General features: G+C 61.3%; 15 protein-coding genes and 1 pseudogene. 12 read left to right on the top strand and 4 right to left on the bottom strand.

All coding sequences use genetic code 11. The features are described 5' to 3' along the window. Positions 1 to 107 precede the first annotated feature (107 nt). From J3O30_RS31505 to rsgA, 10 genes are all read left to right on the top strand, one after another. On the top strand, positions 108 to 902 hold the full coding sequence (locus J3O30_RS31505; RefSeq protein ID WP_207585755.1) for a DeoR/GlpR family DNA-binding transcription regulator: 795 nt from the start codon (positions 108 to 110) through the stop codon (positions 900 to 902). Continuing rightward, positions 899 to 1858 (top strand): BadF/BadG/BcrA/BcrD ATPase family protein, encoded by a 960-nt coding sequence (locus J3O30_RS31500; protein ID WP_207585754.1) that lies wholly within the window; start codon positions 899 to 901, stop codon positions 1856 to 1858. The genes J3O30_RS31505 and J3O30_RS31500 overlap by 4 nt, the downstream gene beginning before the upstream one ends. A 32-nt stretch (positions 1859 to 1890) precedes the next feature. Then, entirely contained in the window at positions 1891 to 3147 is a 1257-nt protein-coding gene (locus J3O30_RS31495) for a sugar ABC transporter substrate-binding protein (RefSeq protein ID WP_207585753.1), read from the top strand. Next, a complete protein-coding gene (locus J3O30_RS31490) occupies positions 3144 to 4061 on the top strand; it encodes a sugar ABC transporter permease (RefSeq protein WP_207585752.1) in 918 nt (305 codons plus the stop codon). Before J3O30_RS31495 ends, J3O30_RS31490 begins: the two co-directional genes overlap by 4 nt. Before the next feature lie 23 nt (positions 4062 to 4084). Beyond that, positions 4085 to 4918, top strand: a complete 834-nt coding sequence (locus tag J3O30_RS31485; RefSeq protein ID WP_207585930.1) for a carbohydrate ABC transporter permease — start codon at positions 4085 to 4087, stop codon at positions 4916 to 4918. 11 nt (positions 4919 to 4929) lie between these two features. Continuing rightward, entirely contained in the window at positions 4930 to 5883 is a 954-nt protein-coding gene (locus J3O30_RS31480) for an SIS domain-containing protein (RefSeq protein WP_207585751.1), read from the top strand. Beyond that, positions 5880 to 7178, top strand: coding sequence for a D-tagatose-bisphosphate aldolase, class II, non-catalytic subunit (locus tag J3O30_RS31475; RefSeq protein WP_207585750.1), 1299 nt, complete (start codon positions 5880 to 5882; stop codon positions 7176 to 7178). The genes J3O30_RS31480 and J3O30_RS31475 overlap by 4 nt, the downstream gene beginning before the upstream one ends. A 124-nt stretch (positions 7179 to 7302) precedes the next feature. Then, positions 7303 to 8373 carry a sn-glycerol-3-phosphate ABC transporter ATP-binding protein UgpC gene (ugpC, locus tag J3O30_RS31470; RefSeq protein ID WP_207585749.1) on the top strand — a complete coding sequence of 357 codons (1071 nt, stop codon included), beginning with the start codon at positions 7303 to 7305 and terminating at the stop codon, positions 8371 to 8373. Positions 8374 to 8715: 342 nt separating this feature from the next. Further along, complete coding sequence (locus tag J3O30_RS31465) at positions 8716 to 8982, top strand: DUF2277 domain-containing protein (protein ID WP_207585748.1); 267 nt, start codon at positions 8716 to 8718, stop codon at positions 8980 to 8982. 313 nt (positions 8983 to 9295) lie between these two features. Further along, positions 9296 to 10318 (top strand): ribosome small subunit-dependent GTPase A, encoded by a 1023-nt coding sequence (rsgA, locus tag J3O30_RS31460; RefSeq protein WP_207585747.1) that lies wholly within the window; start codon positions 9296 to 9298, stop codon positions 10316 to 10318. A 148-nt stretch (positions 10319 to 10466) separates the two neighbouring features. On the opposite strand, the gene J3O30_RS31455 is transcribed toward rsgA, so the two are convergent. Next, positions 10467 to 10772 carry a hypothetical protein gene (locus J3O30_RS31455; protein WP_207585746.1) on the bottom strand — a complete coding sequence of 102 codons (306 nt, stop codon included), beginning with the start codon at positions 10770 to 10772 and terminating at the stop codon, positions 10467 to 10469. A 124-nt stretch (positions 10773 to 10896) separates the two neighbouring features. On the opposite strand from J3O30_RS31455, the pseudogene J3O30_RS31450 reads away from it, so the two are divergent. Beyond that, positions 10897 to 11107: pseudogene (locus tag J3O30_RS31450) on the top strand (transposase); the annotation flags it as partial. Positions 11108 to 11663: 556 nt separating this feature from the next. Further along, positions 11664 to 11900 carry a BrnA antitoxin family protein gene (locus tag J3O30_RS31445; protein ID WP_207585745.1) on the top strand — a complete coding sequence of 79 codons (237 nt, stop codon included), beginning with the start codon at positions 11664 to 11666 and terminating at the stop codon, positions 11898 to 11900. A 90-nt stretch (positions 11901 to 11990) separates the two neighbouring features. On the opposite strand, the gene J3O30_RS31440 is transcribed toward J3O30_RS31445, so the two are convergent. Genes J3O30_RS31440 through J3O30_RS31430 form a run of 3 tightly spaced genes read right to left on the bottom strand, consistent with a single transcriptional unit; the run spans position 11991 to position 25429 of the window. Further along, entirely contained in the window at positions 11991 to 14279 is a 2289-nt protein-coding gene (locus J3O30_RS31440) for a transglycosylase domain-containing protein (protein WP_246762907.1), read from the bottom strand. 49 nt (positions 14280 to 14328) lie between these two features. Beyond that, positions 14329 to 20298: an MG2 domain-containing protein gene (locus tag J3O30_RS31435; RefSeq protein WP_207585744.1), complete on the bottom strand. Its 5970-nt coding sequence runs from the start codon at positions 20296 to 20298 to the stop codon at positions 14329 to 14331. A gap of 7 nt (positions 20299 to 20305) precedes the next feature. Then, a complete protein-coding gene (locus J3O30_RS31430; protein ID WP_246762906.1) occupies positions 20306 to 25429 on the bottom strand; it encodes a hypothetical protein in 5124 nt (1707 codons plus the stop codon). Positions 25430 to 25677 lie beyond the last annotated feature (248 nt).

Genomic DNA, 25677 nt, shown 5'->3' with positions numbered 1-25677 from the left:
TTGGTCAGTGAGGAAAAAAATCAAAAAACACCAATATTATGATTGACTATGATCTATTTGAGTGGAAATGTGATCGATATGGCGAACATTGTTGGAGGAGCTTTTCGGTGAATCAGGCAGGCGGAGTGAAGGTCGATCGTCTGGATGCCATCCGCAGCCACCTCTACGCGAACGGCTTTTCCACGATCCAGGCGCTTGCCGACGCGATCGGGGCGTCGCTCGCCACCGTACGCAGAGACCTTCAGATTCTTGAGCAGGAGGGGGCGATTGATCGTGTGCATGGCGGAGCCCGCATTGCGGATGGGTCGTCGGTCGAGGTCGCGTTTCAGGAGCGCGAAAAGCGCCATTTATCGGCCAAGCGTGCCATTGCCACTGCTGCCTATGAATTGCTGCATCCGCGCACGGCAATCTTCCTCGATGCCGGCACCACCGTCCTGCAGCTCGCCCGCCTCATCAGGATCAACCCGATTCCGCTCAGGATATTCACGAACGGCCTGACGGTGGCGCAGGAATTCCTGAACATTCCAAACCTCGAAGTGGTGCTTCTCGGCGGCCAGCTGCGCAGCGAAAACGCATCATTGGTCGGGCCACAGGCGGAGGCGATGATCGAGACGATCTGGTTCGACCAGCTCTTTCTTGGCGCAAGCGCCATCAGTCCCGACGGCGCCATCTATAGCGTCGATAGCGCGGAAGCCAGCCTCAATCGACGTATGCTGGCTCGATCGGCAAATCGCTTCGTCCTGGCCGACTCATCGAAATTCGGAATGATGGCGACCTACAAGGTGGCGCCGCTCAACACTGCAAAGGTTATCACCGATTCCGCACTCCCGCGCCATTGGCGCGAGGAACTGGCTAATTTCGGCGTCGACGCGACGATCGCAGAGCTGGGGGCCAAGGAATGAGCGACGAGCTGATCCTCGGTATTGACGGGGGCGGAAGCAAGGTTTTCGTCGCCCTCGCAGATCGGAGTGGTCGAATCCTGCGCAGCGCCCGCGGCCGCGGCGTCAATCCGATGGACAATCCGAACTGGCTGGAAGAGCTGGAGCAGCATCTGCTGCCTTTCCACAATGAGCCAAAATTGATGGCGGTCGCCGCGGGGCTTCCCGCCTATGGCGAGGTCGCACGCCTGTCGGCCTTGCAACGCGATGCGATCCAGCGCGGCTTCCCGAATGCTCTCCGCCAAGTTCTCAATGACGTCGATGCGGCACATCTTGGCGCCTTTGGCGGCAAGCCCGGCATTCTCATTCTCTCCGGTACGGGTTCGATGGCCTGGGCGCGCAACGCGGCGGGAAGTTCGGCACGCATCGGCGGCTGGGGCGATCTGATCGGCGACGAAGGAAGCAGTCACTGGATCGGGCAGAGGGCGCTCAACCTCATCAGCCAAGGCCTGGACGGTCGCGCTGCCGCGACCGCTCTGGCGACGGCCCTGTTCGACCACCTCGGCATCAATCCTCTCGATCCCATGAACGGGCTCGGCGACTGGGCAAGCGCGCTTTTAAACCCAAGGGCGGAGATCGCAGCGATTTCAGCTCTCGTGGATCGGGTCGGGTGCGATGGCGACGCGGGAGCCATAGGATTGCTGGAGCAGGCAGCCGATGAACTCTCAAAGCATCACCGTGCGATTTCCGGGCATTGCGATGCCAATGCCGATTGGACTTATGCGGGCGGCACCTTCTCCAGCCGGCTCCTTTTGGGAGCACTCGAGCGGAGGATTGGAAAGCCTCCGGCGCCACCGAAACTTCCCCCCATTGGTGGCGCCCTTCTGGCTGCTGCCCAACTTCTCGACTGGCCCTTGGACGAGAGCTGGTTCGGGCAAATCGCGGCCACTGCTCAGAGCCTTGGCGCGCACGCGACTTAAACCGAGCATCAAGAACAATGAAGGATGGGAACATGCACAAATTTGTCTTGCGACTACTTGGTTCAGCGGCCTTGGTCTTTGCCGTGCCCGCTTTGGCGGACGACGCAAAACCGCTCGCCGGCCAGTCGATCACGGTGTTGATGCCGTCACCCCAGGGTCCGACCATTGCGGCGGACTTCGAAGCAGAGACTGGCATCCATGTCGACCTACAGACGCTCTCCTGGGACGATATCCGGCCCAAGCTGGTGACGGCTCTGGTCGCGGGCACCGCGCCGGCCGACGTTACCGAATTCGACTGGTCATGGACAGGGCAGTTCAGTGCGGCGGGCTGGTTCCTGCCGCTGGATGATGTGATCGATGCCGATACTCTCAAGGATATCGGTGTGGCGAAGATCTTCACCGTCGATGGGAAGCTTCTCGGCATTCCCTATACGAACGACTTCCGAGTCATGTTGGTCAACAAGAAGCATTTTGCCGATGCTGGTGTGTCGGAAATGCCCAAGACACTGGACGACCTCGTCGCCGCCGCCAAGAAAATTAAGGAAAAGGGCATCGCCCAGTATCCGATCGGCCTGCCGCTTTCGGCAACGGAGGGTGCTTCGACGAGCTGGTATCTATTGACGAAGGCCTTCGGCGGTGAGCTTTTCGACAAGGATTTCAACCCGCTCTTCACGTCTCCGGACTCGGCTGGTTATAAGGCGCTCGCTTTCGAACTCATGCTTCTCAAGGAGGGGCTTGTCGACCCGGCATCCACCGGCCTCAAGGACAGCCAGATCAACGAAAGCATGTTCGGGCAGGGCATCACCAGTATCATGATCTCTGGCGAGCCCGGACGTCTCGGCCAGATGAACGATCCCAAGCAGTCGAAGGTCGCCGGTCAGGTAGAAGCCATTCTGGTGCCGACTGCGAGCGGCGAAACGCGCAGCTTCGGTCTTCCCGAGGCCCTTGCCATACCGAACGTCTCTCCGAACAAAGAGGCGGCGATCGCCTTCGTGAAGTGGTTTACGAGCAGGGATTTCCAAAAGAAGAATGCCGCAAACGGCTTCCTGCCAACCCGGACTTCCGCACTCTCCGAACTGAACGACGCCGGCAAGCTGAATAGCGGCGATGTTCTGGTGGCGCAGTCCAAGACCGTCGAGCCTCTTTTCCCGCAAGGCACCCCGCCTTGGTATCCCCAGTTCTCGAGTGGTGTGAATACGGCGATCAACAGTGCGGCTAAAAGCCAGATGAGCGTCGATCAAGCGGTGGAGGCGATGGCTGCGGCTGCCAAGCAGGCGATGGCGCAATGACTGCCTTCGCGTCCGAGGGTCTGCCGAGCAAGCGTGGTGTCGGCTTCAATGCCGACACCACGCTTGGGCTTCTGCTGGTCTCGCCGATCGTCATCACGATGGCGGCGTTGGTCTTCTACCCGATGGGGCGAACGGTCTGGGACAGTCTGCACAGGGTCAATCCCATGCAGGCTGGCACTCCCTTCGTCGGTCTCGAAAATTACAGCCGGATGCTCTCCGATGGCCAGCTCGCGACGACCTGGACCAACACGCTCATGTACGTCGTTCTGGCGGTCACTGCAGAAACCGTGTTCGGCGTTCTTGCGGCCGCGCTCATCAATCAGATCAAGGTCGGGCGTCAGTGGCTTCTGGCTGCGGTGATCCTGCCCTGGGCGCTGCCCGGCGTCGTGAACTCGGTCATCTGGCTTTGGATTTACCAACCTGGCGCGGGCCTGTTGAACGGCATTCTCTCCGCGCTCGGGCTCGCATTTGAAAATCATGTCTGGTTCAACGATCGCACCAGCGCAATTGTCGCCGTGACGATCGTACACGTCTGGCGAATGATGCCGCTCACGATCGTGATTGTTCTCGCCGCAATGCAGAGCATACCGACGCATCTCTACGAGGCCGCGCGGATCGATGGCGCCACCCGCGTCCAGATGTTTGGATGGGTAACCCTTCCCCTCGTTCGCAGCGCGATCGCGGTCGCGATGACGAACGCAACGGTAAACGCCTTCAACCTCTTCGATGAAGCTTGGGTCCTGGCAGGTGCCAGCCTCGAGACCAGGCCGGTGCTGGTCCAGATCTACCTGGAAACGTTCCAGAACCTCCGCTTTTCCTACGGAATGGCGCTGTCGGTGGTGATCACGCTCGTCTCTCTGCTGATCTCGCTCGTCTACGTCCTTCGCGTTTACCGCAACACACGGTTCGACTGATGAAAGCCACTCTTGCCTATCGAATGATGATCTGGGTCGGTGTCCTCGTGCTGTTGATCTGGTCTTTGGGGCCGATCTACTGGACCATTGCGAGTTCGGTCACGCCAAGCGAAGACTTCTCGGTCCGCCCTATCAACTTTTTTCCGCAGCACTTTACGCTGGATCACTATTCGCGGTTGTTCGGCATCAACATTGCGCGGATCGGAGGGGTGGAGGTCTTCAAGCAGTTTCGCGCCGCTTTGCTGAACAGCATCGTGACCTCCGTCGCAGCGACGCTGTTCTGCGTCGCAATATCCGCGCTCGGAGCTTACGCCTTCACGCGGCTTCAGTTCCCCGGCAGGAAAACACTCTTCGTTGCCGTCGTTGCGACGCTCGCCATTCCCGCTTACGCGGTGCTGATCCCGCTCTACCAGATCATGATCAAGCTGCATCTCGTCGACACCTATGTCGGCGTCGCGCTGATTTATGTTTCGGCATTCCTACCGCTTTCGCTCTGGCTGCTTAGAAGTGTCTTCGAAGCTCTTCCGATCGCGCTGGAGGAAGCAGCGCAGCTCGATGGCGCCGGCAGGCTTTACATCTTCTTCAACATCGTCCTGCCGCTCGCCGGACCCGGGCTGACGGCAGCGGCGATCCTGACCTTCCTGGGGGCCTGGGGACAATACCTTGTCCCGCTCATCTTCTCGCCGCAGGCGACCAAGCCCTTGACAGTGCTCATCCCGGAATTCGTGACGAAGAACTTCATCGATTACGGCCTGATCACGGCCAGCGGCTCGATCGCGATCGTCATCCCCGCCCTCGTCGTCATTTTTCTCAACCGTTACCTCGTCAGCGGCCTGCTGGCTGGTTCGGTCAAATAATCGGAGACTTCATGAATACGACCGAAAAGGTTATTTTCGAGCAATTTCCCTATTGGGAAAAGGCCATTGGCGTTAACCCCGCCGATGACCGCTTCAAGCTACTCGTCTTCGTAGGCTGCGGCACTTCCTTCAATCTCGCGCTCTCGCTTGCGGCCTATTCCAATATGGCCGGGCGAAGGGCGATTGCAGTCCCTGGCGCCGAATGGCAAAACCGGCCCTCGGCATTCTGGTCCGAGTGGCGTGACACGCATGTAGTGGCGCTTTCGCGGAGCGGTGAGACGACGGAGACAGTTGCTGCCGCGAAAGCGAGCCGTGCCGCCGGCGCGTTCGTCACTGCTCTAACCGTCGAACCAGAAAGCTCTCTTGCCAAAAACTGTGATCGGCTGGTTTCTGCCGAAACCCATCCCGACGAAGGCATCGTCATGACGGTTTCGGCAAGCCTGATGGTCCTTCTTGGACTGCAGATGATCGGGCGGCATGTGCCGGGCTCCGTTGTCGGTTCCGCCCGCAAGCTCGCCGGCGCTCTCGATCATGCGCTTCCCGGCATCATCGCAGACAGAACCCACTTCGTGTTTCTTGGCGGAGGTCCGCTGTTCGGCATCGCCCTGGAAGGCGCCCTGAAGCTCATGGAAATGAGCCAGATCATGACGCAAGCCTTCCACCCCCTGGAGTACCGTCACGGGCCGATCAGCCTCGTCGACCGAAAAACGGCGGTGGTGATGCTCTACAGCTCCGACCAGAGAGAGGCGGAAATAAAGCTGGTTGGCGAATTGAAAGAGAAGGGCGCCGTCGTCATTGGCCTCGGCGGCCCCGGCGATGTGGAGCTCGCGGTGGATGTCGATCTTTCGCTCGCGGGTCTGGTCGTCCTTCCCGCGCTGCAGGTCCTCGGCGAGCGCGCCGCTCAGGCTCGGCAGATCGATACGGTATCTCCCCGCCACCTGACCAAGGTCGTGAAGCTGGCATGACGCAGATCGAAGAGAACCGGCAGACCGCGCTTCGAAAGCTTTTCGGCGCGAGAAATCTCGCCTGTCCACGCGGGATCACCTCGGTCTGCTCAGCGCATCCTCTGGTAATCGAGGCCACGCTCCGCCGCGCCGCCGCGGAGGATCGGCCAGTCCTCATCGAAGCCACCTGCAATCAGGTCAATCAGGAAGGCGGCTATACCGGGATGACGCCACCGGACTTTCGCCGCTTCATCGAAAACGTCGCCACGGCCGTTGGTTTTCCAGCCGAACGCGTCATCCTGGGCGGCGATCATCTTGGTCCGAACCCATGGAGGAAGCTGTCGGCGCAGGAAGCAATGGCGCGCGCCTCGGCCATGGTCACAGCCTATGTGGAAGCCGGGTTTGAGAAGCTGCATCTCGACACTTCCATGGGCTGCGCCGGCGAACCGGCTGCACTTGACGACGAGATCACCGCCGTCCGCGCCGCGCAACTGGCAAAAGCTGCCGAAGAGGCCGCTCATCGCTGCGGCCGGCGCCCGCCGGTGTATATCATCGGGACCGAGGTGCCGCCTCCCGGCGGTGCAACTCACGCACTCGAAGAAATCGACATCACCCGTGCCGATGCGGCAGTGAGGACACTGGCGGTCCATCAGACATCATTTTCCCAAGCTGGTTTGGCTTCGGCAATGGATCGGGTGATCGGTATCGTGGTTCAGCCGGGCGTCGAATTCGGCAACACGAACGTGGTCCTTTACAAGCCCGAACGAGCGACCAGTCTTATTCAGTCGCTGGACGAAATGCCGGGGCTGGTTTTCGAAGCGCATTCCACGGACTACCAGCCGACCAGCGCTTTGTCCGCTCTGGTCGACGGCGGCTTTGCCATTCTCAAGGTAGGACCCGGGCTGACGTTCGCGCTTCGCGAGGCCCTCTACGGTCTCGATGCGATTGCCGGCATCCTCGCCGGAACGACACCGGGAACCGGACTGGCCGCGACCATGGAAACAATGATGGTGGAGCAACCGGCGCACTGGGCAGGGCACTATAGCGGCAGCCCCGATGAAGAGCGCCTGCAGCGGCATTTCAGCTATAGCGATCGTATTCGCTACTACTGGCCTGATCCAAGGGCAGCCGCGGCAGTCGACGCATTGTTCAACCGGCTCCCGGACGCCATTCCCGAGACATTGATCAGCCAGTATCTCGGGCGGTTATATCCGGACGTGGTGTCAAAGCGGGTCGATCCCAATGCCCGAAAACTCTGTCTTTCAGCCATCGACGCGGCCTTGGCTCCCTATTCTGCCGCGACCGCAATGCAATGAGCAGTTTGCAGCCGCTTAAAGCATGTCGCCCGGAAGTGTGCAGCGGTTCCGGGATAACGACATGCATAAAAACAAAGGACTAAAGGCTGCTCGTCGAACTACGAACATCCAGCCGGAGAAAATCATGGCGTCAGTAAGTGTGGCGAATGCCCGTAAGAGCTACGGTCACTTCGAAGTCCTGCATGGGGTGAATATTCATATCGACGACGGGGAATTCGTGATCCTCGTCGGCCCTTCCGGCTGCGGAAAGTCGACATTGTTGCGAATGATCGCCGGCCTCGAAGAGATTTCCGACGGCAGAATTTCGATCGGCAGCAAGGTCGTGAACAACGTCGCACCGAAAGAGCGCGACATTGCCATGGTCTTCCAGTCCTACGCGCTTTACCCGCATCTGACGGTCGAGGCGAATATGGGATTTTCGCTGAAGCTGGCGAGAGCTCCCAAAGAGCAGACGAAGCAGCGTGTTCGGGAGGCTGCCCAAATCCTTGGGCTCGAGCATCTCCTCGGCAGATATCCGAGAAATCTATCGGGCGGCCAGCGCCAGCGTGTGGCGATGGGCCGTGCGATCGTGCGTAATCCGCAGGTCTTTCTATTCGACGAGCCATTATCCAATCTGGACGCGAAGCTGCGCGTTCAGATGCGCTCCGAAATCAAGCAACTGCACCAGCGACTGAAGACAACAACAATTTACGTCACTCACGACCAAATCGAGGCAATGACGATGGCCGATCGCATCGTCGTGATGCGGGACGGCTTCGTAGAGCAGATAGGCTCCCCTCTCGATCTCTACGACCAGCCGGCGAACCTGTTCGTAGCAGGGTTCATCGGGTCTCCGGGGATGAACCTCATTCACGGGCAGGTCAGCAGGTCGGGACCGGTTGAATTCGTCGCGGATGGCGGTGGAAGGCTGCCATTGCCCGAAGGGACAACATTGGCGCGCGGCGCCGCAATCACCTATGGCATCCGGCCTGAGCACCTGACGATCGGACAAGGTCCCGTGACGGCTGAAGTCGCCCTTGTCGAGCCGACCGGAGCCGAGATCCAGGTCACCGCCAAGCTCGGTGCCGATAACCTCGTTGTGACGGTGAGGGAGCGCCTTGAACTCCGTGCGGGTGATAAGCTCGGCCTTGCCCCTGACCTCAGCAAGCTGCATCTGTTCGACGCTAAGACTGAAAAGCGATTGATGCCCGCCTGATTGATTGGGAGCACTGGTTCAATATCAACGTCTTTTCGGCACTTTCGACTGGCAATGCGAGGCCGCCATAGGATGATTTTAGACCGGGTCGGCCTAAAATCTGAATCCTGTTCTACATTAAAGAGTTAGAGCATGATGTTATGAGAAAACCGCTCACACTTTTCGGCATCATGCTCTGACAACGCCAAAGTCACGGGGACAACCCCGAAGCGGGGACGCTGCTTCCGCGGTGCGTGGACCCGACCGCGGCGAAGCGGTCCGTTTGTAAATCACGCTCACGCGACTACTTTATATGAAGCAATCCTCTTCTCGGTGGAAGAGAGAGGCGATCGGGAGAAAGCCATGTGCCGAAATATCAAACCCCTATTCAATTTCGATCCGCCAGCTACGGACGAGGAGGTCCATGACGCCGCGCTTCAGTTCGTGCGCAAGTTGAGCGGAACCACCAAGCCGTCGAAACGCAATGAGGCGGCGTTCGAGCAGGCGGTCATTGCGATCACGAAATGCGCCCACGAGCTGCTCAGTTCGCTTGAGACCTTCCAACCCCCTCGCGATCGAGAGGAAGTTGCTGCAAAGGCGCGCGCGAAAACAGCGATGCGCTTCGCGTAACAGAGCTCCAGCTTACCTCACCTCATAACCCGAGCAGATGCGTGCCGCTTGCGCTTCGACGTCCTTTGGATTCAAAATCGCGCCAGCTCAAGCTCGCTTGTCGCACCACAGCCTCCTCAATTGGGCAGCCTTATACCTCAGCGCGTTTCGCAAGTCCTGATAGGGGAGCGGACAAGCTGCCGCCCGCAGCGTTCATGCACGCATGATCAGCACAAAGCCGGAAAATGTGATACTTGCCCCCTAACTGAAACCGCCGATTTCTACAGGACGGAGTTAGCCCATCGAACGCGACACAGCACCCACTACCTGGTCTTTGAACCTTGAAAGCGAATCTGCATTCCTCAAATCGCAGGGATGGTCTGAATTCTTTTCGGATCAGCTGACATCAGCAGAGAGCGATCTCGTCCCACGGCGCATTGCCGAGGTTCACCGTAGTCGTCTGAGCATTGTCTCGCCAACGGGTCTAGCGAAGCTGAAGATATCGCATCAAATCAACACCGGCGAGTTCGCCGTGGGCGACTGGGTGCTGGTCGAGCCGCACGATCATGCGTTGGTTCGGCGTCTGGAGCGCAGAACGTTGCTGCAGCGCCGGACCGAAGGCCGAGCTACCTACCAGCTCGGTGCTTCCAATGTCGATACATTATTGATCGTCACGTCCTGCAATTTGGACTTCAACGTGGCCAGATTGGAACGCTACATCGCACTCGCCAATCAGGCAGGAACGGCGCCCGTAATCGTCCTCACAAAAGCGGATACCACCGACGACGTACCTATCTATCGGCGCGACGCAGCGGCGCTGCAACGCGATCTGCCCGTCGTGGTACTGGACGCGCGATCTATAGATGCCGCGGCCGCTCTCGCACCGTGGTGTCAGCCCGGGCAGACGATTGCGCTCGTCGGCTCCTCCGGGGTCGGTAAATCGACGTTAGTCAATGCTTTGGCAGGACTACGCGGTGACCAGTCTCAAAAGACTGGCGGCATTCGAGAGCATGATGCCAAGGGCAGCCATACGACAACAGCACGCTCAATCCACCCAATTGCAGGGGGTGGATGGGTCATCGATACGCCTGGAATGCGTACCCTCCAGGTGAGCGACGCTGCCGATGGTATCGACGCATTATATTCAGAAATAACCGAGCTGGCGCCAAATTGCCGGTTCCGGAACTGTAGCCACCAGCACGAACCTGGCTGCGCAGTGCTGTCGGCCGTGGATGCCGGAGCTTTGTCTCGTGATCGATTGTCCCGATGGCGGGCGCTATTCGACGAGAATGTGAAGAACTCGCCACAGGAAACTGGACCGCGCGGCAACAAGACAATCCGGAGGAAGAACCTGTAGGGGGTTACGCGCCGCAGCACATCAAGATTTTTTTAAACAGGCGAACTCCGGCTGCAGGTTGTCTCTCAACCGCCGAAGGGCCGCTGATATTGTTGCGACGGTCGACGCCGAACTATGGCCTTGTGAACAACGCTCTTGGCGCGAGTTCTTAAATTCCTGACCCGTCGAGCTGCTGAGCGTCCTCGCCTTCCCAGGGTGCGGGCATCGAGGTGCGATTGAGATTGGCAGAGGGCATCGGCATCCAGCACTTCAGTTCCGGCGCGGCATATTCGATGATGCGGCCAGGTGAGGAATCAGAGGCGCGCCAGCCTTCTGCACCGAAATGATCGCCATTCGACCAATATGCGAGGTCAACTTCTGCCGGCCCCTGTTCGGACTGACGGATCGTGACGAGAATCCGACTGCCGTCCTTCGGTGCGCTTGCCATGTCGCGCCAGCGCTCTGGCTCGTCCATTATTTTTCCTCCTGCCTTGCTGTCGATTGCAAGTGTCGCCTCGCCATCGAAAACGGTCAACTCAAACTTTGCCACAAGCCATCCTCTATCGATGACGATCCATCGCGATGGTTGATCCAGTAATATTAGTCAGGTTGTGGGATACATGAAGGGCAAGAGTGCCATCCACCTTGGGCGGGTCTACGGTGAGAGAAAGCGCGGCTTTACCGGGTAGCACTTTTGGGTGCGTGGGTACGTCGTGTCGACTGTCGGTCGTGATGAGGAGACAATCCGCGATTATCCGCAACCAAGAGAAGGACGACCACAGGCTTGAGCAATTGAACCTGTGGCGTTGAACGGCCACCTCCAGGTGACGCATTGAAACCGGGGCCGCGTCAGCGTCCGCATCCCGACGCTTTGAGCGGCTCACATATTAAAGCCCCCGGCTTTGCCGGGGGATACTTACGCTTCCACCTCGCCGTAGAGCTGGCCGCATATCGTCTCAGATCTCGGTCGCCAGCTCTTGCCGTCCATATCGTATTGCAGGGCAAAGCTGTAGAGCCGGCGGTCATCAACGTCCGTTGGTCACGAAACCAGCATCAGGACCATCACCAATGTTTTTTCTGCTGAAACTTAGAACATTCACAACAGGCTCCTCGGCTACACATGGTGCGGCTCCGGAAACCAGGCGCCGCTTTCCAAGGCCAAACCAAGTCGTCTGGATTTCGTTCCCTCTATTCGTTAAATGAGATTCGTGATCGGTACGACGCACTGCTGAAGGAGCGGCCGCTTTGCAAAATGGGTCTCGTTGGAATGACGGGAGCAGTTAACGACCCCAGAAGCGTCCTGGCGGACGATCAATCCCATGATAAGACCGTGACCGCAGAAATGAGCGAACCATTGGAGAGAACCGTGACCAAAACTCCACGCCGCCCCGTCAATGCGCTTGATGCCGCGGAAGCCTTGTTCAGGCCGGCCAAAAAGGTGGCCGCCGCACCGCCCGTCGAGCGGCCGGCGCTGCCGAACGTCAAGGAACAGGTCACTCTGAAACTCGACAGCGACGTGCTCGTTTATTTTCAGGAGGATGGCCCGGGCTGGCAGGACCGCATCAACGATGTGCTCCGCGCCGCGATGAGGAACGATGGCTAAGCGGTTATGCGGCCGCTGCTGACCCCCTTCGTTCAAAGGATTTCCAGTTCCATATGCCGACCGCGGTACAATTGCGGCACTGCGACGTCCTCATTGCACATACACCGGGACGACTGCGGAGGTTTCGTCGCGGTAGGGCAGGCGGATTTGGAAGCGGTGTTCTCCGCTCTGAATGGGCCAGAAGACAGGCTTGTCGGGGTCGGTGACGGCGAAGGGCTGGCCGTCGACATACCAGACGATCTGCGGCACATGCGGTTGGACATCGGCCTTCAGAGGCAGCCGGTCGAATGCCGCCGGCTGTTCCGGATTGCGCCAGATCTGACTGTTGCGAGCCGGTGTCGAGATGGCGAGACGGATCTGCGAGTTGGAGCCATCGGCGTTGGCGAGTGAATTCTTGCTCCTCTCGGCTGTTGCACTGATCGACACAGGTTTGAGGGTGGCGTCCGGACCAGGCGATCGTGCAGCCACCTTCGGTATCTCGTCGGGCTTTAACCATTCGACCAGCGTCTGGCTGCAGCTGTTGTCATTCGTCTGTCCATTGACGACGCAGACCTCCATCGGCTTGCGGTCCGGTGGCGTCGGGAAACGCGCGTCGGCGATGTCTCCCGGCTTATTGCCGTGCACCCTGTCGAGGATCGCGTGCACGAGGCGGGCGGCACTGCCGGCGCCGGTCATCCGGCTCATCGTGCCGTCATCGCCCCGTCCGATCCAAACGCCGACGATGACCTTCTCCGAATAGGCGATCGCCCAGGCGTCCCGATAGCCTTGGGAGGTGCCGGTCTTGATGGCGACGGGGAATGGATATTCCAGCGTGCCATAGCGATGGAAGCTCGGCAGCCGGGCCTGCGGATCGGAGAGGAAGGAGGTAATCAACCGGGCCGTATCGAGCGAAATGACCCTAACGGATTGCGGCTGTGGCTGCTCGCGCGCCCAGCGCAAATCCTGCATCTGGCCATCATTGGCGAGCGCCCCATAGGCCCGCATCAGCCTATCCAGGCGGGTCGGCAGCGAGCCGATTGCCATCGACAGGCCGAAATAATCGGCTGGGGTTTCCAGGTCGTGCAGACCGAGATCGCGCAAAAAGCGGAACGTCGTCTCGAGACCGATGCTGCGCAGTAGATTGGTGGCGGGAACATTGCGCGAATTGGCCAGTGCCTGGCGCGGCAGCATAGGGCCGAGGAATTCGCGATCCGCATCGCCGATGCCCGACGCGCCTTCCGGCAGATCGAGCAACATGTCGGTTGGCTTCAGTAAGCCGCGCTCGAAGGCCAGCGCATAGACGAAAGGTTTGAGGGTCGAGCCCGGCGAGCGCTGTGTCCGGGTGTAGTCGAATGCGCCGGCATGCCTGCCGTAATAGTTGGTCGAACCCACTTGGGCGAGGACTTCGCCTGTTTGGCGCGACACCACCATGGCGCCGACTTGCTGCGCGCCCGCAGAACGCCAGTGATCGAGATATTGTCGTGCGAGACCAGTAATGTCGGCCTGCAGGGTGAGGTCGATCGTCGTGTGGATCAGCGGCGTGCTGGCGGACGCAGGGGCTATCTGGCCGTTCTCGATGAGGTCATGATAGCGCAATATCAGGTGCAGGGCATCCGGGCGGCGGGGTATGTCGGGCATCCGCATCTCATCGAGCTGATGATGGGCGATCTCTGCCTCGTCAGCCCTGATGATTTTCTGTTTCGCCAGCGCGTCCAGCATTTGATGGCCGCGGTGAATGGCCCGGCGCAAGCCCTGCGGCCGCAGCGGGTTCATCCGGGTCGGCGACTGCGGGATCGCTGATAGCAGCGCGATTTCCGCCCAGGACAAGTCTGCGACCGGCTTGTCGAAATAGAGCCGCGCCGCATGGGCGATGCCGTGGCTGCCATTGCCGTAAGGCGCCAGCCGCAAATATTGCCCCAGCATCGCATCGCGGCCGTAACGCAGGGTCAGGAGGACGCCGGTGCCGGCCTCAAGCGCCTTGTGGATGAGCGTGCGCGATTCCGGCTGCTGCATCCGCGCCACTTGCATCGCAATGGTCGAGGCGCCCGAGCGGCGGCCGACGGCATCGAGATTTTGCCAGGCTGCGCGGCCGACAGCGTAGGGATCGATGCCGATATGGTCGTAGAACCGCCTGTCTTCGAGGGCAAGCGTTGCCTTGACGACGCGGTCGGGCAATTGCTCCAGCGGCCAATAGCCATAGTCGATACGCCCACTTGCGCCGTCGGCATGGCCGATCTGAGCGAGGAACGCGCCGCCGCGATCATAAAGTATCGAGGTCGGCGCAGGCGCGATCAACTGCGCGCGCTGATTGATGAGATAGCCATAGACCAGGACGCCGGCTGCGAGAACCAGCGAGGAGAAACGGACAAGCGTTGATCGGCGGCTTCTCAAGAGTGTCATTGCCCGGCTGGCTGGCTCCTCGTCTGATATCTGTCCCGATTGTGAAGGCTCACTTCGCCACCACGATTTGCATGGCAGCACTCATTCCCCGTAAGCCCTTTTGGTACATGGTTTCGGCAAGGGCCTGGGGCTGCGTGTAGGAACCGGGGATCAAGGCGCGCGTCCGGTAGGCAAAGGTGTAGTTGCCCTTCGGCAGCCTGTCGGAAGCACAAAATACCTGATCGTCGCCATAGGAGATCCAATCGGTCGGCAGGGTCGGCGCGACTGCCGGTGTCGCCTCAGCCGGCGCGGTGGCGATGTTGGGGTTGAGCGGATCAAGCCCGGCTGCAAGCGGCAGGGTAAGGGCGACATGGGTGCGATCTTCGGAGACGACCAGTTCGATCCTTTCCTCGAGCACATCGCCGACCTTGAGCTGGATCGCACCTTTAGCATCGGGAACCAGCTTCTCCAGCGGCGCGTTGCCCGCGGGGACACGGAAAAGCGTGCGGGTAAGGGCAAATCCCCGGCTTTCGGCCTGCGCGGTGTAGCCGGCTTCGGCAGATAGATAGGTGGTTTCCACCAGCGCCAGAGCGGTCGTCGTTCCGGTATTCTGGATGGTGACGGCGCCCGGATCCAGGCTGACTTGTCGCAGCACGGGAGCATTTGCGTCAAGCGTCAGGTTTTGAAACTTTCCGTTCTGCGCCAGCGTCAGCGGCAATGGCGTCGTCGGCCTTTGCCAGGCGGCGGCAAGCGCGCGGATCGCAGCCGAAGTGGCATTGGTCGAACCCCAGCCGTCGCCTCCGCCGAGTTGCAGCAAGGCATTTTTCAAAGCCGGATAGCGCGGATCCGTTTCCGAGGTCAAAGCCGCGGCGCGCACCATTTCGGCGAGACTGCGGGTTTCGGAAGGCAGGATGATCGGACTGCCCCCATCCTCGGCTTGGCCGTCATAAACCAGCTGGCCATTGCGGGAGAGGATGCGAACGCGCGACCACATCGTGTCGGCCAAACCGCCGACAAGGCGTGGGTCGGCATCGGGCGCACCCGCTGCCGCCGCGGTCATTCTGGCAACGCTGACATTCGGCATCAACGCGGCCGAGCGGGCAAGTTCGGCAGTATAGGCCGGGTCGAGCTTGCCGCCTTCGGCCAGAGCCGTCAGAGCCTCGACCCGCTCGCGAATCTCGTCGCCGCTGAGCAGATGCGGATAATCCGAGCGTAGCGACAGTTTCAGCACGCTCGCAAGGCGATCCGACAAAGCCTTGTCGGTGGGCACGCCCACCTTGTCGGCCGCAACCAGGAAAGAATAGGCCCAGGCCGTCAGCGAGACATTGCCCTTGCTGTGCGGCCAGAAGCCGACAAGGCCATCGGCGTCGACCGCCTGGCCGATTGCCAGCACGGTGTTGTGCACATCGCCATCGATGCGTTTGTCAAGGTTTGCTGCCGCCAGGATCGGGGCGAAACTTTTGAAGGCGATGCCGGAGGAGGCGAGCGATATGCGTTGTTCGGTGGGGCCATAGGGAGATTCCACCAAAGTGTTGAGGCCGGCAACCAGCTTCACCAGTGCCGGATCGGCGGTTAGCGTCATCGCACGCTGAAACGATCCGGGGCGCACGTCTTGCTGGGGTGCCGGCAATGTTTTCGAGCCGCCCGCCGGGATTTCGACGATTTCGTAGTGCTTGGTCGGGATACGGTCGGACTTCAAAGGCAGCGTGATTTCCACGGCGTCGCTGGCATGGTCGGCGACGCGCTCGACCCCGAAACGCAGCTGCACGTCCTCCTTGCCAGGCCTTGGCTCGGGCACCTCAGCGAGAACGCCGATGTGAGCGGGCTTGTTCTGCTCCCAGGCGAAGGAGAGGTCCTTGCTGCCCTCCAGCGTCAGTCCGTCGGAAGCAATGGAAGCAGCGCCGGCGCCGCCACCACCCTCGACGATGCGGGCAATGATGCCTGCCTCGAATTGGTCGCCATACCGCAGGAAGCGGGGCAGGGCGGGTTGGGCGACTATTTCCTGCCGGATCAGCATTTCGCCGGTGCCATAGCCGAAGCGGTCGGGACCGCTGACGGCCTTGGCGCGCAGCTTGAATACGGTCAGCGAGTCCGGCAGCTTCACCTTGATCTTGGCGATGCCATCCGGGCCGATCTTCACGTCGGGAAGATAGATCGGGACCGGCGTAAAATTCTTGCGAACGGAAATATTGTTGTCCGTGCCCCATTCCTCCCGCTCGTCACCGCCCGGCACCTCATCCAGCGGAATGACGCCGAAGGCCATGTTGCGGGTGTCGCGCAGTGCCATGGTGGATTGGCGCTTGACGATAAAATTCGGCAGCGGATCCAGCGGCTGTTCCGGTGCGAGCGACAGCACGGCCTGGTCGATCATCCAGAAAGTGGCATCGCCCGCGATCGGCTGACCGCTATCGTCGGCCAGATGCAGCGTGACCTCCACTTCGTCACCAGGGCGGGCCTTCTTCGGATAATCCAAGGTGAGATTTACGGTGTTCTTCACCGGCTTCACCGTCACCGCCTTCGTCGCGGCGATCGTTACAGGCTTGCCCTGGTCGAAGGGTGCGTTCGGCGAGGGGATGCTGGTCTCCAGCCGGCCGCGCAGGATGAGGAAGTGCACGGGAATTTGCGGTGTATATTCCTTGCGGACGGGCACGGCATAATGGCCGTATCCATCGGCGATATCGACCCAATCATAGCGGAATTTTCCCTCTGGCTCTTCGACGACGGCGAGCGCGCGGGCTGTCTGGAAGGGCGACTGGATCAGCAGGTTGGCGGTTTCGCCGGGAATGTAACTGTCCTTGTCCGTGGTCACGACCGCGGTGCGCGCGGGCGCCTGTGCCCAGGTAACCGGCGTGGTGCCGCCGACGAAGAAGTCGACGCTCACCTGCTGCTGGCGGCCGATCCGGTCGCTTGCCTCGAGTTGAATAACATAGACGCCTGCGTCCTTTGCCTCGAGCGCCAGGGTCTGGATATCCCGAGTGCTGGTAATCTTGCGCTCCAGCACGGTGTCGTCCATGACCTGCGTGACGTATTTTGCCGAACCCTGGCTGAAGTCGCTCGCCTGCAGGGTCGACGTCCAGTTGCGATGGATCAGGCGTGCCGTCATCTCCAGCCCGGCGACGGGTTCGCCATTGCCGTCGACCGCCAGGATCTCAGGCTCGATGGCGCCGGGATTTGGCACATAACGCGGCACCTTCAGGCCAAGCACGAAGGGCGGGACGGCAAAAACGTTAGTGATGCTGCGCACCTGCAGATCATCGTCGCCGGTAACGGTCGCCTCGATCATATAGCGGCGGGGTTGCGCCGTCGGCTCGATCGTCGTGTCGAAGCTGATGCGCGAGGCGCCGCCGGCGTCTGTGCTGCCGTCTCGTTCGAGCGCCGGCGAGGATTTGAATTCATCGCCGCCGGAGTAACGGGAATCCGTCGAAAAAAAGAAGCCCTCGTGGCCAGGTGGTGTCCAATTGTAGGGATACTGAACGGCTCGCCAGCGGATCGGCCGATCCGCCAGCAGTCCACCGGCGAAATAGCGGGCGATCAGATCGACGTTGAAGGAGGAATCGAGCGGTACGGTTTGCGGATTGTTGAGCACGACTTCGAAAGTCGGCAGGCGATAGGCCTCTTTCTTGAAGGAGATGCTGCCGCATTGGACCGTGTTGTCGGCCGGGCTCGCGGCGCTGCTGTCGCTATCGGCACTCTCAGCAGTATCGGCCTGGTTATCGTCTGCCTGCGCATCATCGGTCGCGTTATCACTCGCCTGGCCGTCGGCATTCCCGTCCTCACCGGATGTCTGCGCCGGTTGATCCTGGTCGGTAGCCCCCGCCGTGTCGCCCGGCTCGAAATGAACTTCGTAATCCCCGGTTGCCGGCGTCTCGGCGTCGAATTTGTGGTAAAAGCCGCCGAATGCGTCCAGCCGCACCGGTACGCGCCACTCCTGTTTGTCAGGGCCGGTAATCACGATCTGGCCGCCTTGCGTCGGCAGCGTCAAGTGGCCCCCGAGATAGCTGCGGACATAGCCCTTGATATGCACGGGCTCCTCCGGACGGTAGATCGGTCGCTCGGTGAAGACGTGGCAAAGGGTGCGGCTCTGCTCGGTGCGGCTGTCCGTCGGATTGGTCGTCCAATCCAGCCAGGCGGCCGACGGCTTGGTCCAGTTGTCCGCAGCATATTGGGCAGGCGCGTGATCGGGGTCGACGACCAGGGTATCCAGCCCCTTCGTCACGATGACGCGCCGGATCTTCGCGTCGGCGCGCTGCTGCAGCTCCCAGGAAAAGAAGCCCTGTGCATCTGTCGTCCCAGTCGCCAGCGTGACGAATTTGCCGTCGCGCAAACCATCGAGGCGGATTTGCGCCCCGCTGATCGGATTACCCTTGGCAAGCGAGGTGACGGCAAATCGCACCCGGTCCTGTTCCTCCACCGCGCTCAAGGTCAGGTCGGTGACCTGCACACGAAGCCAATGCCGGGTTTGATTGTCCACCGCACGCAGGCCGACGAGATAGGTGCCGGGCTGGTCAGGCCCAGCAATCCGGGCAAAAAAGGATTTCAGATCCAGGCCGAATTTGGTGTCGACGCCGCCCTTGTGAATCGGCAGGTCCACGAACTCGGATATCGCCGGCGAACCCAGGGCCTTGACGCGCGCCTGGATCGCATCGGCTGAAATCTCATCGCTGTCGGCCCATTTCTGCGGCTCCTTGCCGGGCAAGGGCGGTGCTTCGTCGTCGTCCGTATCGAGGCCGGATTGCGGGAAAGGCCAAAAATCGCGTGACAGCGGATCGATCGCATGGATGCGCACATCGGCCCTGTCGTAGCCGCGTCCGCGCAGCGGCACGAGTTGCGGGCCAAAGCGCTCGACCACGCCCTGCGACGCATCCCAGACGAGCGAGGACTGTTCCGGCGCGAAGGCGAATTTCTGGCCGAAGCCGGTCGCCAGCGGTCTGCCGCGGTCATCCGCCAAGGCGCCGGCGGTCACATCAAGCGTATAGACCTTGTCGGTGAGAAAGCGGCCATTGATATAAAGACGGCCGTCGCTGGCTTCCGCCGTCAAATCGTCGACCGGTGGAGAAATGCGCAAGGCGTCCCGGACCGAAAACTGTTTCCCGGCCAGCGGATTGCTCGAAAAGCGGAAGATCAGGCCACGACCCGATCGATCGGCCGGCGCTGCCTCGGCATTGTCGAGCGGGTTGCCGTCATCATCGACTGCGGCGCTGTCATCGCTGACAGTGGCATTGGATGTGCAGCGCATGATGTCATCGCTTGTGGCGGCGTCGAAGCCCCGTCCGCAATCCGAACTGATCATGGTGAAGGGCACGGCGGTGCGCACGCGCAACTCGAAGGTCTGATCGCTGAAGTCGGGCGTGTCGGCAAGCTTCAACCGCAGAAGGGCGACGCGGCCATCGGGCACGCTGGCATGCAGCTTCACCACATAGGATTGCTGGTCGCTGCGGCTGTTGCGTTCAAGCGGCTGGACATCGAAATCCTGCGCCCCCAGCATCAAACCGCCTTCGTCGCCAATGCCCGGCGCAGGACGCAACTCGATCGACAGAAGTCGGCTCAGCGCCGCGACATCGACGGGTTCGGCAAAGGTCAATGTGATCTGGTCAAGCTCGCTGATGGGATCATCGGTTGCAGCCGGAGCCGTGGATACCGGTACTGGCAGCAGCGGTATCAGTTCCGTCTCGCCACCAGCGGCCTTGTCATGCGCCAGCATCGTTACCTTGAGGCGCGACAGCGGCTGCCACTTGTCGGCCGGCCGGAATTGCAGGGCGCGCGGGCCGAGCCACTGCCAGGCGCCGGCAGCCGCCGGTTCCATGGTCACAAAACGCTCGGGCGAGTCTTCCGGGCCGCCGGCTGCAGGGCCGGTATCCGCAGGGAAGAAGATCGTGACGGGATCATAGGCGCGCAAGAACCTCTCCGGCACGATTTTGACGCCGTCGGCGCGTTGCAGAACATCCAGTGTCGGCGAGGCGGCGCCTTGCTGCGCATGACCGCTTGCGATCAGCGTTGAAGACGCAAGAGCGAGGGCAATGAGAAATACGATCTTTTTCATTGGTGTTTCACTTCGATCCCGTGGGTTTCAAACCGGCACGCTGCAAATAATCGCTGATAATTTCGGGCGGCGGACCTGCGGGCGGTGGTGACAATCCAACCACCGATGGCCTGACAATGAGCGCCGGTGCGTCCGCCGGTGCGCGCGCTTCCAATAGGTAAGATCCTGCGGCAAGCTGCTTCAGCTGATTGACCCCGTCGCCGAGCACCTGGCCTTTGGCATCCAGCAGTCGGCCGATGGCAAGGTCCGGATCGGAACGCAGGCCGACACCGATATTGCCGCTCTTCTTGACCTCGAAGCCGAACAAGGCTGTCGCGCCGGGTGCAAGCACGACCGGGGCTCCAATGCCGTCATTCACCGGGACGACCGCTGTTGCCGTCATATCCAGGCTGCCCGACAAGGGGCCCTCATGCGTGGAATAGAGCGTCAGGACCGCCTCGCCCGCCGCAAGATAGCGGTGGAATTCCGCTCCCGTCGGAAACAGCTGCAGGTCGCGGTGACCCTCTTGCTCCAGGCCGACAATGACCGGGGCGTCGGTGCTGACGTCAAGCACCATCGGTTGGGCCGGATCGAGGCGGAAGGCCATGGCCTCGCCCTCGAGCGTCACGCTCTGCGGCAGGGTCATCGATTTTGGTTCGGGTGTCGGCCAAGGCGACTTGCCGCCCCGTTCCAGCCACAGTGCTAAGAGACCGGCACCGTGATCGACAATCAGTTGCCCGGGTCCGGACACGGAAATCCTGTCACCACGCAAGACCCGGCCGTCGGCCCCGATAAAGGTCGCCGCGCCGCCGGAGACGTTCAGGACATCTCCTTTCATGGCATCAACCGCGATTTCTTCCGATCCGACCGTGCCGAAGAACCGGCGCTTGATCTGATCATTGCTGAGCGTAACGGCTTGGCCCGGTGACAGGCTGATGCGCGTCGAGCCGGCATCACCCGTCAGGTTGACGAGCCAGATCTCTTCGGTCGACGTCGCAATGCTGCGCGACAGCGGAGCCGCGCCGGACCAGACGTTCAGCAATTGCGAGGTTGAAGGGGCGGAGACGACGGCGATCCCCGGCGCCAGGTCGAGGGTGAGCCGTTTCACTCCCGGTGCGAGCTTCACCGGCCGCGCGCTGAAGGCTGGAATGGTCGCCGTCAAGGTGCCATTCAGCTGCACTGGCTCGAGTTCGGCGGCATCGATCGGCTTAAGCCGCAGCTGCAGGCTGTCGTCGCTTGCGGCGTTCCAGATATGCAGATCCTGATTATCGGAGAGGGCGACCGCACTGTTGAGGCTGATGCCCATGCCGCGTCCGGCCGTCAGACCCGGCTGTCCAAAAGCCGAATCCGCGCGCCACAATCTTACTTTGCCCGGCAAAGGCGGTGCGGCTGGGATAATTGCCTGATCCGCTGGCGCAAGCGTCAGCGCGATTTCTGCTTTGGGCTGTGCTGGGTTTACCTGCGCATGGCTCGTAGTGCGGGAGACCAGCCATAAACGATCCGATTGCGGAGCAAAAAGTCCCGGCATGGCCGCCGTGAGCGGACGGTCCGCAGTTGCGCCGACAAGCAGATCCGCAGCAGCGCCGAGGTCGACGAAACCGGCCGACGGGGCATGTGCGAGAGCAACGTTCAGGGAGAGATCAAGGCCATCGATGGCCACGGGCTCCAAGGCAATGTCGCCGGGCTCGCGCATATCGCGGGTAATGCTGCGCGCGGCGATTTTGATCGGTGCTGTTCCACCATCAAGGGTCCAAACCGATGCGCGCCATTGGATATCTCCCTCAGACGCCGGCCAGGCGATCAGCGGCGTGCGGCCACGGGCAAAGGCTTGCGGCTTCCAACTGCCGTCGGCGTCTCGTTTTTCGACCGAGAGAACCAGGTCACTGGTGGACTGGGCTACGACCAGCGCAAGTTGATCCTTCGTGTTGGCCGGCAAGGGAAACGTAAAGACGGAGGCGCCGTTGACCTCGGTGGTGCCGCTCTCGGTGAGTGCTGGCTGCGGCTGCTCCTGCGGCAGGGCAAACTGAACCTCGAGATCCCCAACATCGGCCTGATCGTCGCCTGGCTCCTGCTCACCGTCCCCGGAGTCTGTGTCTTGATCGTCGGAACTATCACCCGATTGGCTGCTGGCCGTACCCGACGCTGCCGCCTGCTCAAGGGCCAGCGTATAGGATCCAGCCGGCAGAAGGGTGGAGAGCGCGATGTTCCAATCATCGCTGCGCCCCGTCAGGCGTTCGACGACGGTGCCATGCTCGTCCTTCAGCACGCCTTTGATTTCGCTGCGGCCGAACGTGCCGAGGCTGACGACACGGTCCTTGTCGACATTGAAGGAAAGCTCGGCGGGAAGGTTGACGAAGCGTGCTTCGCCCGGCTGCAAATCCTGGGTGTTCAGGGTAATCTGATAATCCAGTCGGTCATCATGGGCGAGGCTCATGAGATCAATGCGATAATGCCCGGCCTTCAACGTGCCGGTGAATTGGGGAGCGGCGACAAATCGGGCGATCTGGTCCTTGTCGTCGCGAAACAGAGCGCCGATCATGCCTTCGGTCAGGTCGATGCTGACATCGGCATCGGCAAGGAGATCAAACGTCCAGCTATCGGCAACGCGTGCATCACTTTTGCTCTGAGGCTCGCGCCACTGAAATGCTTGGGCTTGATTGAAGGCCAGCGGGTGTGGTCCGCGGCCCTGCAACTGCGGTGGGTCGATGACCGGTCTTAGCCGTGCGACAAACCGCGTGTCGACGTCGCGCGGCAGGATTACCAGGCGATAGTGCCCCGGGGTGAAATCCTGACTGAGCGTGGAAAGCGGGCCTGGCGCGGTGAGCGGCCATCCCTCCGCATCCTCGAGACGCGCGGTAAGGTCTTCGCCAAGGGAATAGAGATCGAGCTGATACGTTCCTGCAGTTGCGATCTCGATCGGCACGATGGCGCCGCGTCCGCCTGAGAGGGCCCCTCGGCTGGTGCCATCGGCGACCAGGCTTGCCGCGGTCAACAGCGAGGCCGGCGTAACGGAAACGCCAAGATGGCCGGAGGAATTCTGGGCGGAGACGTCGATCTGATAGGTCCCCGCGCGCAGATAGGTTTGCAGCAGCGCATTGTGGCCACCGCCATTGTCCGAAGCTTCCCCCAGTCCCGGCAGGAATGATGTGCCAAGGCTCAGTGATGTCTGCAAACGCCCAAGGGTTTCGATGCGGTAAAGCCCGCCCTCGGCAACCTCGAGCCGGTAGGATTTCTGTGCGTTTTCGGCGAGATCGAGAAACTGGCTTCGGCCGCCAATCAACGGGGATGCGGGGGTCTGCGGTGCGATTTTCTGCGCCGCAGCAGCATCCGGCTGCCAGCTGACGACGATGGACCGGGCAGCGGCAGGGGCGGGGAAGCGCAGGGTCAACGTCCGGCCTTTTGCGTCGACGCGCTGGTTGCTGGTCGCAAAAGCGACGGATGTATTGTGCATGTCGACGGCGGCGATCGTTCCGCCGAGCGGCACGTGGATATCGATCTGCAGATCCGCTGCCGACGCCGGCCGCGACAGGGCGTTCGCATCGTCATTCGCGGCGCCTTTGGCCCGCGGCACGGGCGCCGGAATATTGGACATCGGCTGATCCGGCAAGGACTCCCGCAACGCCGAAGCATCGGTGGGCTGCCAAAGCGCCAGTGGTCGCCCCTGCAGATCGGCGGGCAGTGCCACCGCACGAGGTCCCGTCAGCAAACCGGGCGCGGCATTGGTGATGATCTGGTAGCGTGTGGCCTTTTCGGCTTCGCGGATGCCAAAGGAAATAGTGGTGCGTGCCGGAGCGGCGGGTTGGACCGGTGGGACGAGGCCCGGCGTGCCGAAGGAAAGGTCGAGGATGCCGACGGCATTGTTGTCAGGCAGCAGTCGCAGCAGATAATAGCCGGCGTCAAGATCGAAACGATCGGCATTGCGGCCATCGGCGCGCGGGGCATTGCCGACCAGAACCGGGCTGATGTCGGCATGCAGCGCAACGCCTGATGTGCGGATCGCGATCTGGCCTGCTTGCGTCATCTCGAACAGCAGCGATGTCGGCCCGCGCAAATTGAAGCGCCGCCGCCAAGCCTGGCCCGGGCCCAAATGAGGCAAGTCGGACGCGACGATGGTGGCTTTGCCACTGCTATCCTGGCGCACCAGCAAGGCCGTGGCCGGAATTTCATCGCCGCCTTCGCCGGCAACGTCGAGACTGATGAGATTGGGTACTGAGCCTTTAAATTGGGTCTCGGTGCTGAACCGAAGCCCCCGGAGCTGGAAATGCTGGCCTTCATAACCCGAGACTTCGACAATGCTCGGCTGGCTGTCTGACGAAAGCGAAAGCGTGGCTGTCGGTTCACGGCTAGCCTTGTCGATCGCGGCACTCTGAAAAGCTGTCGCCGTGCCGGAAATCCGACCGGCCCGGAGCACCGCCGCCGCCGATTGCGGCAGCTCCAGACGGAAAGTATCGAGATCTGCCGGCGCCTCAAAACGTATCGAGCCGAAAGGCCCGATGACATTTTCGGCAATCCCTCCGGCCAGCGAGATCTGCGTGCCGGCGCGAATGTGGAATGGCTCTGCGGCGTCCGAGTTGGTCCAGACAAGCTTCTGGCCGCCATAGGCCGTCACGAGGTAGCGGCCGGGCTCGACCGTTCCCGTCAGCGCGGCCCGGGTCATGGGGAGGCCCGGCTTCAGTTCGAAGATCGACATTTTCGGCGAGAGAGCGGCAATATCGGTGCCGTTTCGCCACAAGCGCAGATCCTGAAGCGAGCGTCCAACCGCCTCGATATCGACGCGTCCGGAATCGGGAATGTCGATCCAATAGGATCTTTGTTGCAGATCGCTTAGATCGGCATGGATGGGGGTCAGCGAGGTCAAAGCGGCGTCGGGCTGTTCAAGCTCCTGATAGGCTTGTGCGGTAAGCCTGACGTCGCCGGCAGCTCCTTTGGCTCCGAACACACGGATCTTGTAGGTGCCTTTGTCGAGCAGCGCATCGATCCGGCCGTCGCTGACGCCAGCTGCGCCCATACGGTCCCCCGGGCCTGCGATCATATCGACGAGCTGCAATGCCGCACCCGCGGCGCTCTGCGTGCGGATGGTAATATGGCCGGGCGTTTCGACCATCAGCAAGGTGCTGCCCTCTCGATCGGCAGGCAGTTGATCCAATGCCAAATGCGGCTGCGACACGAGCTGGGGCGGGGCTTTTACGGGCGCGGGTTGCGACACAGCTGCAGCCGACGGTGCTGGTGCATCTTGTGTCGCCGCCGCCTGTGTCTCCGACGCGGTTGATGGCGCAGGCTCGACGACAGATGCAGGCGGCTTCTGGCTCGGAGAAGCGCTCGCTGCCACAAGCGTCGCAAGACGCGTCTGATAGCGTGTTGTCAGGCATGCCGACAGCCGGACCGGATCGGTGTCTACAC

Source organism: Rhizobium sp. NZLR1, from assembly GCF_017357385.1.
Classification (GTDB): Bacteria; Pseudomonadota; Alphaproteobacteria; order Rhizobiales; family Rhizobiaceae; genus Rhizobium.
The sequence above is the reverse complement of the archived record's forward strand: the minus strand, read 5'-3'. Positions and strand labels throughout refer to the sequence as shown.

Bases quoted from the DNA above. Each gene is read 5' to 3' on its own strand.
- J3O30_RS31490 (WP_207585752.1), top strand. From the start codon at position 3,144: ATGACTGCCTTCGCGTCCGAGGGTCTGCCGAGCAAGCGTGGTGTCGGC.
- ugpC (WP_207585749.1), top strand. From the start codon at position 7,303: ATGGCGTCAGTAAGTGTGGCGAATGCCCGTAAGAGCTACGGTCACTTC.
- J3O30_RS31440 (WP_246762907.1), bottom strand. From the start codon at position 14,279: ATGACACTCTTGAGAAGCCGCCGATCAACGCTTGTCCGTTTCTCCTCG.
- J3O30_RS31455 (WP_207585746.1), bottom strand. From the start codon at position 10,772: ATGGACGAGCCAGAGCGCTGGCGCGACATGGCAAGCGCACCGAAGGAC.
- J3O30_RS31435 (WP_207585744.1), bottom strand. From the start codon at position 20,298: ATGAAAAAGATCGTATTTCTCATTGCCCTCGCTCTTGCGTCTTCAACG.
- J3O30_RS31500 (WP_207585754.1), top strand. From the start codon at position 899: ATGAGCGACGAGCTGATCCTCGGTATTGACGGGGGCGGAAGCAAGGTT.
- J3O30_RS31465 (WP_207585748.1), top strand. From the start codon at position 8,716: ATGTGCCGAAATATCAAACCCCTATTCAATTTCGATCCGCCAGCTACG.
- J3O30_RS31485 (WP_207585930.1), top strand. From the start codon at position 4,085: ATGATGATCTGGGTCGGTGTCCTCGTGCTGTTGATCTGGTCTTTGGGG.
- J3O30_RS31480 (WP_207585751.1), top strand. From the start codon at position 4,930: ATGAATACGACCGAAAAGGTTATTTTCGAGCAATTTCCCTATTGGGAA.
- J3O30_RS31495 (WP_207585753.1), top strand. From the start codon at position 1,891: ATGCACAAATTTGTCTTGCGACTACTTGGTTCAGCGGCCTTGGTCTTT.
- J3O30_RS31475 (WP_207585750.1), top strand. From the start codon at position 5,880: ATGACGCAGATCGAAGAGAACCGGCAGACCGCGCTTCGAAAGCTTTTC.